The 13,192-nt window shown below is 67.3% G+C and carries 13 protein-coding genes; 7 read left to right on the forward strand and 6 right to left on the reverse strand.

Annotated features, from left to right (window positions below):
* Window positions 1–168 precede the first annotated feature (168 nt).
* Together O7629_RS15955 and O7629_RS15960 are read right to left on the reverse strand one after the other, a co-directional pair.
* The gene (locus O7629_RS15955) at window positions 169–1,530 is read right to left on the reverse strand and encodes a hypothetical protein (RefSeq protein ID WP_278170114.1); all 1,362 of its coding nucleotides are present in this window, start codon (window positions 1,528–1,530) and stop codon (window positions 169–171) included.
* A 140-nt stretch (window positions 1,531–1,670) separates the two neighbouring features.
* The gene (locus tag O7629_RS15960; RefSeq protein WP_278170115.1) at window positions 1,671–2,519 is read right to left on the reverse strand and encodes a helix-turn-helix transcriptional regulator; all 849 of its coding nucleotides are present in this window, start codon (window positions 2,517–2,519) and stop codon (window positions 1,671–1,673) included.
* 144 nt (window positions 2,520–2,663) lie between these two features.
* Here O7629_RS15960 and O7629_RS15965 point away from each other — a divergent pair, with 144 nt between their 5' ends.
* The 3 genes from O7629_RS15965 (at window position 2,664) to O7629_RS15975 (ending at window position 5,383) form a co-directional block, all read left to right on the forward strand.
* Entirely contained in the window at window positions 2,664–3,443 is a 780-nt protein-coding gene (locus O7629_RS15965; RefSeq protein WP_278170116.1) for an NAD(P)H-dependent oxidoreductase, read from the forward strand.
* Between the two features lie 136 nt (window positions 3,444–3,579).
* A complete protein-coding gene (locus O7629_RS15970; RefSeq protein WP_278170117.1) occupies window positions 3,580–4,509 on the forward strand; it encodes an HNH endonuclease in 930 nt (309 codons plus the stop codon).
* A gap of 25 nt (window positions 4,510–4,534) precedes the next feature.
* On the forward strand, window positions 4,535–5,383 hold the full coding sequence (locus O7629_RS15975) for an endo alpha-1,4 polygalactosaminidase (protein ID WP_278170118.1): 849 nt from the start codon (window positions 4,535–4,537) through the stop codon (window positions 5,381–5,383).
* A gap of 66 nt (window positions 5,384–5,449) precedes the next feature.
* Here O7629_RS15975 and O7629_RS15980 read toward each other — a convergent pair whose 3' ends face one another.
* From O7629_RS15980 to O7629_RS15995, 4 genes are read right to left on the reverse strand one after another with little or no spacing between them, the layout of a single operon-like run.
* Entirely contained in the window at window positions 5,450–6,010 is a 561-nt protein-coding gene (locus O7629_RS15980) for a hypothetical protein (RefSeq protein ID WP_278170119.1), read from the reverse strand.
* The gene (locus tag O7629_RS15985; protein ID WP_278170120.1) at window positions 6,007–7,155 is read right to left on the reverse strand and encodes a hypothetical protein; all 1,149 of its coding nucleotides are present in this window, start codon (window positions 7,153–7,155) and stop codon (window positions 6,007–6,009) included. Before O7629_RS15985 ends, O7629_RS15980 begins: the two co-directional genes overlap by 4 nt.
* A gap of 5 nt (window positions 7,156–7,160) precedes the next feature.
* Entirely contained in the window at window positions 7,161–7,565 is a 405-nt protein-coding gene (locus O7629_RS15990) for a FixH family protein (RefSeq protein WP_278170121.1), read from the reverse strand.
* A complete protein-coding gene (locus tag O7629_RS15995; RefSeq protein WP_278170122.1) occupies window positions 7,562–8,893 on the reverse strand; it encodes a hypothetical protein in 1,332 nt (443 codons plus the stop codon). Before O7629_RS15995 ends, O7629_RS15990 begins: the two co-directional genes overlap by 4 nt.
* Window positions 8,894–8,987: 94 nt before the next feature.
* Between O7629_RS15995 and O7629_RS16000 the strand changes: the two genes are divergently transcribed.
* From O7629_RS16000 to O7629_RS16015, 4 genes are all read left to right on the forward strand, one after another.
* The gene (locus O7629_RS16000) at window positions 8,988–9,716 is read left to right on the forward strand and encodes a TetR/AcrR family transcriptional regulator C-terminal domain-containing protein (RefSeq protein ID WP_278170123.1); all 729 of its coding nucleotides are present in this window, start codon (window positions 8,988–8,990) and stop codon (window positions 9,714–9,716) included.
* 149 nt (window positions 9,717–9,865) lie between these two features.
* Entirely contained in the window at window positions 9,866–10,759 is an 894-nt protein-coding gene (locus tag O7629_RS16005) for a hypothetical protein (protein WP_278170124.1), read from the forward strand.
* A complete protein-coding gene (locus tag O7629_RS16010; protein ID WP_278170125.1) occupies window positions 10,756–11,460 on the forward strand; it encodes a hypothetical protein in 705 nt (234 codons plus the stop codon). The genes O7629_RS16005 and O7629_RS16010 overlap by 4 nt, the downstream gene beginning before the upstream one ends.
* 349 nt (window positions 11,461–11,809) lie before the next feature.
* Complete coding sequence (locus tag O7629_RS16015) at window positions 11,810–13,069, forward strand: hypothetical protein (RefSeq protein ID WP_278170126.1); 1,260 nt, start codon at window positions 11,810–11,812, stop codon at window positions 13,067–13,069.
* The last annotated feature ends 123 nt before the right edge of the window (window positions 13,070–13,192 follow it).

The raw sequence follows: 13,192 nt of genomic DNA on the forward strand, positions 1-13,192 counted from the left end.
GGTTTCTACAAGCCTGTACCGACACCGATTGTCGAAGCCGCAACGACCTGCCGTAACTTTACCTTCCGATCGATACCTCCGCACACGAACCGGGGCCCAGGAACCACCGGCGTCGTCCGTGCGTGCCACGTCGCGTCCCGCCAAACCGATCGGTCTGTCGCGCAACGACTACAACGCCGGCTCGTCGAGGATGCGGCGCATGGACCCGAGGGGAAGCTGCGGGTTGGCGGCGGCTTCGTCGACGACCTCGGGATCAGCATCGGCGAGCAACTGCTCCAACAGGGCCGGGGTGGCATGGGCGTGCCGCGCCGCTCCGCGCCGGATGAACGCCTCGGAGTCGGCGGCAAGCCGTTCCAGCACCGCTGTCGGCAGGTCAGGATCCTCAAGGGCGATGTACCGGATATGAGGGTCCGGATCGTCTGCGAAGGCCCGCAGCCGGTGGCGTGGAAAGTTCGGGTGCTCGACGATCGGCGGCCGGATATGGAACATCGCGCCACCCGTACGCACGAGTCGTTCAAGGACGGCGGCGGGGGCGTCCGGCCGGGCGGCGGCGTACCGGCGCACCCGCAGGTCCGGGTCGTTGTCGAGCCGTTCCCAGGCGGCGTCCGGCAGGTCACGGCAGCTCGCCAGCACCCGACGAAACGGCGGATGCGGGCAGTCCAGGTACGCCAGCCGCTCGGTAATCGGCACCGCACGAAGCCAGCCCGGTTCGTCGAAGTTCCAGCTCAACGCGACGTAGGCGGCGATGCTGCCAGCGGCGGCCTCGGCCACCACCAGCGCGAACAGCCGGTCTCTCGTGTCGGCGTCGATGTGCCGGCTGTACGCGACCGCCACCCGCACCTGCGGATCGTCCGACTCGAGCAGCAGCTCGACCGCCTCAGCAGGCAGCTCAGGATTGGCTGCCACCGCCCGACACGCTTCGAGATCCCCGCTGCTGATCAGCTCGGTCGCCTGCTTGACGGTCAACGGCACATAGCGCGCGACGTTGACCCGGGTAGCCGGGTCGGTGAGGCACCTCTCCCGCCACTCGGCGGGTACCCCTGGGTGGCCGTGCAGGGTCGCCGCAGCACGTACCGATGGGTCGGGGTCGGCGAGCAACCGCAGCTGCACCGCGAGTGGTCGGTCAGCCCAGGTGTCCGCGACCGCCGCCCGGAGTTTCGGATCCGGCGAGTCGACCAAGCTGGACCGGCGCTCCCCGAAGGTCTCCTCAAGCGACTCGATGCCCAGCGACGAGTTCAGGTCCACCAGGTCCCGGACGAAGTTGGCGTACGCGTACCGGATGGCAGGATCAGGATGCTCGGCGATCACGTTCCGCATCCGGGTGAAAATGCGCTCGCCGTTGAGGTGGATGGCCGACTCGCCGCCGCCGTGCGCCAGCAGAGCTTCCACGACGGGGTCCGCGAGCCGGCCTCGCCGCAGCGATATCCCGTGGCGGCCGGCAGCATGGGCTGCCAGGCGTACCAGGAGATCGTCGGGCGTCGCCGGGTTCCTCCCCAGCCCGGACAGCTGGGGATACTCCAGGTGCGTCACGCCGCTACGGTAGTCGCGCATCTCCGTCCCATCCGGCCTGGCGTCAGGCGGGGTTGGGGCAGCTGCGTCGACGCCACGGTTCAAGTTCGCCGGTGCGCTGATGCCGGATGGCGTGGGCGTGATGGTCGACCATCGGAGGCTCATGACGCATTCGTTACTGGCATGCCTTTCCCTGTGGGGTTCCCATCACCATCGAGCGCACCCAGCAGGCGCAGCCCGTCTTCGCTGGGGCTCCCGGGTGCCGCAGACAGCACCAGCAGCTCCATGCCAGATTCATCCGACAATGCGAAATTCTCCTGATGCAGTTCCAGCAGGCCGACCAGCGGGTGCCGGTACGCCTTGCGTCCGTGTGTGCGGGCGCGCACGTCAGCGCGGGCCCAGAGGCGGCGAAAGCGTTCGCTTCCCATCGCCAACTCGCCGATAAGCGACGCCAGGCGCGGGTCGTCGGGGTATTTGCCGACGGCCAGGCGCAGGTGCCCGACCACGTCGAGGGTGCATTTCTCCCAGTCGGCGTACAGGCCGCGCTCGGCCTCCTCGAGAAAGATGTGCCGGGCGGTGTTCAAGCCCGGCATCTCCCGGCCGTAGAGAAGCCCGGCGAGGCGGTTGCCGGCGGCCACGTCCAGCCGGTGGTCCATGATCAGGGCGGGCGCGCCGGTGACCAGTTCGAGTACGCGCAGCAGCTCCGGCCGCAGGCGTCCGCTGGGCGACTTCGCACGGCGGCGGCGCTGCCGGGCGAGCCGGTACAGGTGCCCGCGTTCGGTCTCGTCGAGGCCGAGGACGCGGGCGAGCGCGTCGAGGACCTGTGCGGAGGGCTGGGTGGCGCGGCCCTGCTCCAGGCGCACGTAGTAGTCGACGCTGACCCCGGACAGGTGCGCGACCTCTTCGCGGCGCAGCCCTTCGACGCGGCGGCGGCTGTCGGTGGGGATTCCGACGGCGGAAGGGCCTACCCGGGAGCGCCGGGTACGCAGGAAGCCCGCAAGATCGTCCATGCCCCCAGTATCGCTCCGGTAACACACGTGAAGGTGGTACTGCCGTTACCAGGAAGTCCCGGCCGACGGAAGAGTTGCCCCTGAACGACGCGGCATCGGCGGCCGAGCATCTATGGCGACACACTTCGTTGAAGGAGAACAGCCATGAAGACGCTCATCGTCTACGCCCACCCCGAGCCGCGTTCGCTGAACGGCTCGCTTAAGGACCTCGCCGTGTCCACGCTCGAAGCCGCCGGGCACGAGGTGCGGGTGAGCGACCTGTACGCCATGAACTGGAAGGCCGTGGTGGACGCGGCGGATTTCGGCGAGCACGCCACGAGCCCGCTGCAGGTGGCGCCGAGTTCGGGCGGGGCGTACGACGCTGGCGCGCTCACTCCCGACGTGGCGGCCGAGCAGGAGAAGCTGCTGTGGGCCGACACGGTGGTCTTCCAGTTCCCGATGTGGTGGTACACGATGCCGGCGATCCTCAAAGGCTGGGTGGACCGGGTGTTCTCCTACCACTTCGCGTACGGCGTCGGAGTCCACGACGAGACCCGGTACGGCGAGCGTTTCGGTGAGGGGACGCTGCAGGGGCGGCGGGCGATCCTGTCGGTGACCGTCGGGGGCCCGGAGTCCCACTACACCGATCGCGGGATCAACGGCCCGATCGAGGACCTGCTGTTTCCGATCCACCACGGGATCCTGTACTACCCGGGCGTGGAGGTGCTGCCACCGTTCGTCCTGTACGGCACCGACAAGATCACCGGCGGCGACTTCGAGGACGCCGCAAAGGCGTGGAAGGAGCGGCTGCTGTCGCTGGAGACGACCGAGCCGATCGCGTTCCGGCGCCAGAATTTCGGTGACTACGAAATCCCTTCACTGCGGTTGAAGGAGGGCCTGGAAGTGCCGGGCCGCAAGGGTTTCGGCCTGCACGTGCGAGGTTAGCTTCCGGGGACAGGAGAAGCTGCCCCAGATGCGTCCCGACGCCACGTGTAGTTGCACGCCTCCAGCGGGGTGCACTCTCGACTGTCGGCCGGTCGGCCCATACCGGGCCGTGCTGTCTGCCGAGCAAGATGACCGGGTGAAGGCGTTCGTGGGGGTCACCGACGGCGAGTGGCGCAGCTTCCTCGCCGCCCGGCCGCAGATCAACGAGGTCAACTTCTGGCGGCCGGGCGGCGGCAGCTTCAAGGTCCTGACCCCCGGCGAGCCGTTCTTCTTCAAGAGCCGCTACCCGCACAACCGGATCGTCGGCGGCGGCTTCTTCAGTGGGTTCGCGAAGCTGCGGCTCTCGGAAGCGTGGGGGCTGTTCGGCGAGGCCAACGGCGCGGGTTCCCTCGCCGACATGGCCCGCGACATCGGCAAGTACCGCAAAGACCCGATCGGCCCCGGCGAGGACCCGGTGATCGGCTGCATCTTCATCCGCGACACCGTCTTCTTCCCCGACGGCCGTCAGCCGGAGCCGCCGCCGGAGTTCCCGCCGAACCTCACCCAGGGCAAGACGTACGACCTGTCGTCGGGCACGCACTTCGACTACTTCGAGCACCTGACGAAACTCCTGCTCGGCGGCGAGGTGCGGGTCGACCCGGAGGGCTCCTGGCACCGGCCGGGTCCGGTGTTCGGCGACCCCCGGCTCCGGCCGCAGCGCCTCGGGCAGCAGTCGTTCAAAGCGGTCGTGCTCGACACGTACTCCCGGCGCTGCGCGATCACCGACAGCAAGCTGCGGCCGGCGCTGCAGGCCGCGCATATTCGCCCGGTAGCCGCCGGCGGCGAGCACCGCATCGACAACGGCATGCTGCTGCGGGCCGACGTGCACATCCTCTTCGACCAGGGCTACCTGGGCGTCGACCCGAAGTATCGGCTGCTGGTCAGCCGACGCCTGCGCGACGACTTCGGCAACGGCGAACAGTTCTACGCCCGCGCCGGCACCCAGATCGCCATCCCCGAGCAGAAGGCCCGCCGCCCCGATCACGAACTGCTCGAATGGCACACTGACACGGTCTTCCAGCACTGAAGCCCAGGCCCGGAGGCCAGTCGTGGTGCCGCGTACCGTTGCCGTCGGTCTCGCCGTCGGTGCCGTCCTTGTCGGCGGGGCGCTCTTCGTGGCCGCCAGCGTCGGCTTCGACTCGGACCCGGCCGCCGAGACGGACGCGACCCCGGCCGCCGCCGGGGTCACCCTGCCGCCAGTCGACGCCCGGTTCGACTACCAGATCGGCCAGCCGTACGCCCCACCGAGCGGCGTCACCGTCGTCAGCCGCGACCGGGAGGCGTCCCCGGCCGCCGGCGTCTACACCATCTGCTACGTCAACGCCTTCCAGGTCCAGCCCCACGAGGTCACCTGGTGGCAGCGCAACCACGACGACCTGCTGCTACGCGACGCCGACGGCGAGTACGTCGTCGACGGCGACTGGAACGAGATCCTGCTCGACATCTCCACCGCCGCGAAACGCACCGCGATCGCCGACATCGTCAACACCTGGATCGACGGCTGCGCCGCCGACGGCTTCCAGGCCGTCGAGCCGGACAACATCGACTCGTACGACCGCTCCGACGACCTGCTCACCCTCGACGACGCCGTCGAATACCTGAAACTGCTGGCCCCGCACGCCCACGCCGCCGGCCTGGCCATCGGCCAGAAGAACACCACCGAACTCGGCACCCGTGGCAGAGCCGCCGGCCTCGACTTCGCGATCGCCGAGGAATGCGGCCGCTACGACGAGTGCGGCGACTACACCACGGTGTACGGCGACCACGTCATCGACATCGAGTACACCGATGATGCCTACACCACCGCGTGCGCCACGGTCGGCGCGAACGTGTCCGTGGTCCGCCGCGACCTCGACGTCACCGCACCCGGCAGCCCGACCTACGTCTACCGGGCCTGCTGAGCACCGGCAGACACGCGTTGCTGAGCTCTACGCCACGGCAAACCTTCGGGTGGCGTGTTGCCCTGGTCATGGTGCTCCGTTCGTCAGGTCAGGGGTGAGGGTGCCGCGTTGCCGGCGGGTGCGGCGGAGCGCGACGACCACGACAGTGGCCAGCAGGATTGCCGGCACCCCCGCGACCGACCAGCTCAACGCCAGCGGTGGCCCGGGCTGGGCGAGGACCGGAAGACCCGCGAGCGAGCCCTTCCCTTCACCTGCGGGACCGTTCACGGTGAAGTGGAAGGTCCAGGTGCCCTCGGCCGGCAGGGCCTGGATGTTGAGACCCCAGACGTCGAGTTTGCGAGGGTGCCGGGCGAGGTCCCAGCGCTCGTCGTCGGACCTGGGCCGCCCAGGCAGTTCCGCGGCGACGTGTCCGGACTTTCCCTCGTACCCGCCGTCGATGTCGAAGGTGAAGTCGAGCGACTGCATGGCCCGCATCGGCCATCGGCTGAAGCCGACCGTCATCGCGTACGGCCCGATCGTCACCCGCTCGGTGTGCACGATCGTCACCGGCTCGTACGCGACCGCCGGGGCCATGGTGACGACCTGCACGACGCCTATCGTCAGCAGCAGTGCCAACAGCCGCCTCATGCCGCCACCCCCAGAGCCGACGTGTCCAGCAACCTCAGCATCTGCCCGACGCGCCGGGCGAGGATCCCGGTGGCCGCCCCCACCGCTGCGGCCACCAGGACGGTCGGGGCGATGTAGACGACGATCTCCACGAAGCCCGGCAGCTGCACTCCGAAGAGAACCGCCTGTTGCAAGGGGATCAGGACGGCCAGTAGACCGGCCCCGACCGCCGCGAAGAGCGGGAGCACCGGCTTGGCCGACACCCTGCGGGCCCGGGCGATCAGCCACGCCAGCTCCACCAGCAGCGCCGCGCCCACGGTGCTCAGCGGTATCCAGCTGGGCATGACCGGCTGCGGCGACGTGAAGTCGCGCATCGGCAGTCCGACCGCGTCGGCGTAGGTGCTCGTCGCCCACGGAGTGATCAACCACAGCAACAGCTGGATCGCGGCCAGGGTCACCGCGACCGACAGGGCCGCCCCCGGTCGCCGTACCAGGACCGTGGCCGTGACCAGCGTCAGCACGGTGAGGCAGGCGATGCACACCGCCACCAGGTCGACCGGGCCGCCGGCCTGCTGGAAGGCATCGGCCAGTACGGGTGCGAAGGCGACCAGCATCGCCAGTGAGATGTACACACCGGCCCGGCCCCAACGCTCGTGCCGGGCGGCGGCGAACGTCACCATCGAGCCGATGATGGTCGCGAAGTTGCCCTGCAACAGCCCGATGTGCGGCGGCGAGTTGAGTTGGGCGTCGAACCCGTACAGGCTGTGCCACCACTGGTCCCAGAGCCCGTAGAGCAGGAACGTTGCGGTGGCCAGCCCGACGATCAGGTATCCGAGGGGTGCCGCGAACGCGCCGTGGAGCACCCGGACGGATCGGCCGCCGATGGCCGGATCGATCGGTCGGCCGGATCGCTGGGCCGCGGTGGTGCGAAGAACGACGACCAGCGCGGTGATACCGCACAGCGCGCTGCCGCTGTACAGCAGAAGATGCGGCATGGTGAAGAAGGTGTCCGGGCCGACGTCGGTGTGCCACTGGATGTCCCAGCTCCAGCCGACCAGGGACAGCATCGCTCCGGCCAGGACCAGCGCGGCGGGTAACAACGCCGCCGATCCGGCTCGCGGTTCCTCGGTATGTGTCCGGGTCATCGTCCGTCCCTTCGGGGTCATGTCGCTCACGGTGTTACGGAGAACGGGAGTACGGCCCGTTCCGTCCCGGCGTCGTCGTCGACGACGACGGTCAGCTCCCAGCGGCCGGCCATGTCGAAGTGCGTCTCGGCGCGATACCGGCCGGTCCCTCGGTCGACGGCGGTGGCGGTCAGCGGCGGGTACGCGTGGCCCATTTCGGTCATCGCGGGTTCCAGCCGCACCTCGGTCACCCCGGCCGGATCGCTCAGCTGGATCTCCACGCTCCGGTCGCCGACCGCTGCGGTGACGACGACGTCGACGTCGCGGTGCCCTGCCGTCCCCCGCAAGGCGGTCTGCTCGTCCGACCCGGTGGTGCGGGCGAACCAGACGGTGGAGATGATCACCACTGCGGCGACGGCCAATGTGACCAGTGCTTGCCGTCGGGGGCTCATCGGGGTGCTCCGACATCGAGCACCACAGGCACGGTGATCAGCGCGTAGTTGCGCTGGACCTGCATCCACAGCTGGTAGCGGCCGGGTAACGGAAAGGTGTGGGTGAAGGACACTTCGGGCCCCAGGTCGGCCACCGACTCGTCCGGCGGCTGGGCGCCGATGTCCGGTCGCGGCCCCATCGCGTGGACGTGGGCCCACACCTGCGCGTCCTGCACCGCTGTTGCCGGGGCGTCGGGCGGGAGCGGGCCGACGGCGATGAGGTGCCCCACCATGCCCAGCCACGGTTGCAGGTCGGCCTCGCCGAAGTTCGCGACGATCGTGGTCGGTTCGCCGGCCTTCCGGCCGGAGATCGTCACCGGCACCCGGGCATGCGCGGTGTCCGACCCCTGGGCCTGCGCGGTGTCCGGGACAGTCGTCGCGGTGGACCCGGCGACCTTGAAGCCGACCGATGATCGGAGGAGCTGTGGACCTCCTCCGCTGCGGGCGACCTCGGCGGTGAGCGTGTAGTGACCGGGCTGGGGCGTGGCGAGGTGGACCTCGTACTCGCCGGGTCGGGTCCGCACCGGATGGACGTGGCGCAGGGCCCGGTCAGGCGTGACCACCAGCAGATGCACGAAGGCCGCGTCGTGGACGGCCAGGTCGTCGACGGGCCGGCCGCTGGCACTGTCGGTGAAGGAGAGCCGTACGAGGGTCACGCCGTCACCGGCGGGCTCGGAGGAGGTCAGCAGGGTGACCGGTGGCCTGGGGACCGGCGCCGGTGCCGGGACCGGCGTGGAGAGCGTGGCCGCGGTGACGGCGACCCCGAGTGCCGCTGCGAGGCCGGACGTCGCGACGTGGGCCGGCCAGGTCCGGCGGGCGAGCAGGCTCGCGCCCAGCGCGCCGAGAAGCAGGAGGCCGGCCGCCGCGAAGCCGTAGTAGGTGAGGGTCTCGGCCGTGGTGAGCACGACCGCCGGCACGACGAACGGGATCGAGGCGACGGTCGAGCCGTCGTCGAGCAGCAGTTCCTGCGTACCGGGGCGATCGACCCGTAGGGTGGCTCCGTAGGTCCCCGGGGTGGCGCCGAGCCGGACGGCAGCCACGCCCGCCCCCAGGCGGAGGGTCAGGGTGCCCGCAGGGCTGCCGGCGTGCGTCACCACGTCCACCCGCAGGGGCCCCGGGACGACGTCGACCCGGCGCAGCACCACGGTGAGCTCCCGCTCGCCGAGGCTCTGGGAGACGTGGATGTCGGTGCCGGCCGGAGCGCCGTCCGCGTGCGCAGGGGAGGCACCCAGAGCCAGCAGCGTCACCACGGCGGCGAGAAGCGTCGCGATCCACCTGATGTCCCGCACTGGAAGCCCCCGTCCCGTCAGTCGTATACAACGTACTCGACTGGTCGAGTACACCGTACACGACACATATGATCTGACCAACGAGAGGAACTCAGTGACACAGTCAGAACCCCGGCCGGTGATCTGGGCCCGTCTCTCCGGACAGGGCCGGGGACCGGCACGCACCCTGGACCACGAGACGATCACCAACGCCGCGATCGCGATCGCCGACGCGGACGGCCTCGACGCGGTGACCATGCGCGCCGTCGCCGGCAAGGTCGGGCACAGCCCGATGGCGCTCTACCGGCACGTCGGCGGACGGGACGACCTGACCGAGCTCATGTACGACGCGGTTCTCGGCGAGCTCGAACTGACCCGCGCGCCCTCCGGTGACTGGCGCGCCGGCCTGGCCGGGCTCGCCCGCAGCACCCGTCGCCTACAGCACCGTCATCCGTGGGTGATCCACCTCGGCCACCGGCCGACGCTGGGTCCCAACTACATCCGGATGATGGAGTACGCGATGGCCTGCGTGGACGCTCCCGGCCGGCCGATCGACGAGATGCTCGACATGGTGGGCACGGTTCTGCAGTTCACGAACGGATTCGTCCGCGAGGAGCTGGGCGTCGCCGAAGCGCACCGGCGCACCGGGCTGGACCGGGCCGGCTGGCAGCAGCACATGACGCCGTTCGTCACCGAGTTGCTCGGCACCGGCGATCATCCGTACCTGGCCAAGATAATCCTCGACGCGGACGACTCTCCCGACCACGACACCGTCTTCGAACGACGACTCGGCATGGTCCTGGCCGGGCTGACGACGGCGATGGATCGGGAAGGTAACGCCTGACCTGCCTGCGGTGCATACCCCCTCCGTCGGTCACCGCCGCCTCGGACGAGAGGTGGCTCGCGGTTGGCTTCCTGACTGATTGATAGTCCGGATCGCGGGGCTCGGGTACCGTCGAGCCGCCAAGCTGGTCCGATGGGGAGGATGCCGGCGTGAGTTCGGTTGAAGACGTCAAGGCGGGCGTCGCCCGCTTCGGTGACGAGGTCGGCCAGCAGGTCGGCGCGATCCGGGCCAGCGCGGAAGCCCTCGACCGCAGTACGGCGGCGCTGCGCGGCATCACCAGCGGGTCCAGCCATTCGCAGGTGTCCGAGACGATCGCCAGGGTCGAGCAGGGCGCTGACGCAGAGCGCGATCGAGTCCAGCCGTGGCTACGCGGCGAGCTTCTGACCGGCTGGGAGGATCACCTGATGTCGACTGTGATCGTGCCCGCCGGGCTGAGCATGGGTCCCCGCTACCGGTACGTCCGCCCGCCGGACCCGACGCCGGAGTGCTACGAGGTGCATCTCGGTGACGACCTGGTCGAGCTGACCGAAACCGAGGCCGCCGTCTGGGCCGCTGCCTTCCTCTACCCGGACCAGCACGCGAAGCTCACGGTCAACCGCGATTCCCTGGTACGCATGCTGGAAACCGCGCCGAAGCCGGAGCCGCACGCCGCACGCTACGTCGACGACCTGATCGCCCGTGGCCTGCTCGTCGAGTTCGACCCCGACGGCGACCTGCAACCGGTCTTCAGCCGCTACAAGCTGCTCCCCCTGGCCCAAGGGCTTGGCTCCACGCCCGAGGAACCCGACCTGCACCGCATCGGCGTCGGCGACACGGCGGCGGTCGCGGTACCCATCCAGGTCTACACCCAATGGTCGTACGCCTTCCTACACGCCAACTTGTGGGACGCGTGCGCCTTCTACGCCGACCAGTCGGAGGAGGAAGCCGCCGGCGAGAAGCTCCTCGACCTGACGGCGGCCGGGGTAGCCCGCGACGTCGCGATCAACCTCCCGATGATGGTCGTCACCGGATGCGCCTTCTTTGACCCGGTCGTCCAGACATGAGGTACGGCCGGAAGCAGCGCAAGGGCCAGCAGCAGGCTGAGACCTTCGGCCAGCAGTTCCGCCGGGAGCTGTCGAAGGAGTCACTCGGCAAGTTGGCCGAGCTGGGTGGCGCTGCCGTCGGCATGCTGCTGGGGTTGGCCTCGACGAAGGCCGGTCTTCCCGTGCCGCCGTCGACAGCAGCGACCGGGGGCGCGATCGCGGGCGCAATGCTCGGGGTGCTGGGCAAGTCCGCTGCCGGTACGGCCGTCGACCGCTTGATGAGCCGGAAGACCGAAGAGGGCAAGCAAGAGACATCGGGCGGCAAGCCGCCAACAGCGATTCCGAGTATGGGTGAGCCGAAGCAGGTCCTTCGAGCCGTCGATCCGGCGAGACGGGAGCCGCGACGCGCACCACCACACCGGCCACGTCGGTTGACTCAGCCCCGGGCCGGGTCGGAGCCCGGGTCGGCCGGCGGGTACATCGGACGACTCCGGCAGACCCTCGACGAGATCGAGACCCAGCAGGCCAAGCTGGCCAACGTGGCGAGCGCGATGCGGGCCAGCCAGCTCGGCTTGGCGCAACTGCTTGCCGGCGGCCGGCAGGACCGACCGTACGCAGGAGATCTACACCTGGGCCGAGCTATCTCGCGCCAACGTCGAAGACGCCGCCGTCACCACCCCAGGCCACGCAAAGCCTCAAGGCATACCTGTCCGCTCTATTGACTAAGACTGAAGGGGGTCAAGAATAATTGACCTGACCACTTTGCCCGCCAACCTCAGGAAGGGACGGCCGAACGGCCGGTAAGTGCAACAGTAAGCAACGACGAGTGATTGAGTGAGTAAAAGTTGAGCCAATCGACATACTGGCCACCCAGTCCAGTGCGACAAATCTAGATACGCTCACCTACAGACAACTTCAGGTCGATCGTCACCGCCAAACCTGCGGTATCGCTATATTCTTGACCAGTCGATTACCAAAGGAACCGCAATGCAGGAATTTGACAGAAAATCACCCCATCGAGGCGTATTGAATGGAGCGCAAGCACATGCCCAACAGTCAGTCTCACGACACGTGATTGTCGATCATCTAAAAGACTTACTCGAAGTCGGTCAATACGCTAAGGGCGACACTTCCTTTCTGTCAGACGAGAACAGTCAGCCAAAAAATCTCAATTCCGAGGTAGATTTTTGGGACACTGTGTTGCACTCCCGACCCGCTGCCGGATTTAGAGTCACAATAGAAACGGTATGTATCACGGAATGGCTCCCGTACTCCCCGGGCCAGTATCACACGGAACGGGCGCGACGCCAGCGACTTTTGGCCCTGAGGCAGATCGACTCGATCACAGATCGTCCCGATGGAACAAAACTTGTTGAGTTCAACCCGTACGGAAAGGCCTCGATGGTGAGTGGAGGCATCGGTTCCCTTCGTCTTGCACCCAAGGACACTGGCATGGGTCTCGTACACTTTTTGGGAGCCTCCTCATCCGGATATTCCTATAAAGGTTTTCCGGTAGCCTTCGACGCAAACTGCTACGACAGGCTCGAGTCTGATATTCGCGCTCGTGGATATTCTTGGGGTCGTCTTGTAGGTGAATTGAGGATCCTTCCATCCACTGACGACCGCATCCAGTATCCAAGGCGGATGCCTCGATACTACCTTCTAGCATCCGATTTCACCCGGTCAGCGGAGGTCGACACCAGACCTACGGCTAGCGCTCAGATAATCTATGGCACCACGCAATCCGCAGCCAATAGGAAGAGCTGGTGCTTTACACACTTCAAGCCCAGCCGACACGATAGCGAACTGTATGCAGGAATCGAGTGGATGGAGGATTATGCGCGGCGGAACTCACGGAAGGCAGGCGGCGATATCTCAATAATATCCGACTTCGATGAACTGCACAACCACTTTGCGGATGTCGAATTTCCCCTTCGGGATGCCGTGCATTACAAACTCAATATGCCCCGACTCAGGCATTATGTAGGAACATACATCAATATAGATAGGCTGAACATGGAGAACTACTCGGTCGGAAATGTTGAAAACTCAACCGTAGTTATCAAAAGCTCCGTGAAGGGATCATTCAACTCGCTACCAGGCAACCTCCACCAAGCAGCACTGGATGCAATGAAAAAAATCGGTGAGCACATCAACGAAAACGGAAATATGGAGGCCGCCGAGTTATACGAGCAAATCAGCGAAGAGTTGAGGCGCGAGCAGCCGCGGAGGTCGATAATTCGATCACTCTGGACCGGAATTAAGGAGGTTCTGCCCACAGTAGCGACGATCATTGGGGTTGCTGAAGGCATGGAAAAACTTACGTCCTAAGGATCTTACGGCTGAGATAAACCAAGGCGGGACGTATTTGTCACTGATTGAGGAGGTAAACGCAGGGCCCGAGTTGTGGCTCTAATCGAGGACCTTGCGACACGATGTCGGACTATACGAGGC

Source organism: Solwaraspora sp. WMMD792, assembly GCF_029626105.1.
In the GTDB taxonomy this organism is placed as follows: domain Bacteria; phylum Actinomycetota; class Actinomycetes; order Mycobacteriales; family Micromonosporaceae; genus Micromonospora_E.

Coding starts and splice junctions, on each gene's coding strand:
- O7629_RS15960 (WP_278170115.1), bottom strand. CDS start 2,519: ATGGACGATCTTGCGGGCTTCCTGCGTACCCGGCGCTCCCGGGTAGGC.
- O7629_RS15965 (WP_278170116.1), top strand. CDS start 2,664: ATGAAGACGCTCATCGTCTACGCCCACCCCGAGCCGCGTTCGCTGAAC.
- O7629_RS15980 (WP_278170119.1), bottom strand. CDS start 6,010: ATGAGGCGGCTGTTGGCACTGCTGCTGACGATAGGCGTCGTGCAGGTC.
- O7629_RS15985 (WP_278170120.1), bottom strand. CDS start 7,155: ATGACCCCGAAGGGACGGACGATGACCCGGACACATACCGAGGAACCG.
- O7629_RS15990 (WP_278170121.1), bottom strand. CDS start 7,565: ATGAGCCCCCGACGGCAAGCACTGGTCACATTGGCCGTCGCCGCAGTG.
- O7629_RS16010 (WP_278170125.1), top strand. CDS start 10,756: ATGAGGTACGGCCGGAAGCAGCGCAAGGGCCAGCAGCAGGCTGAGACC.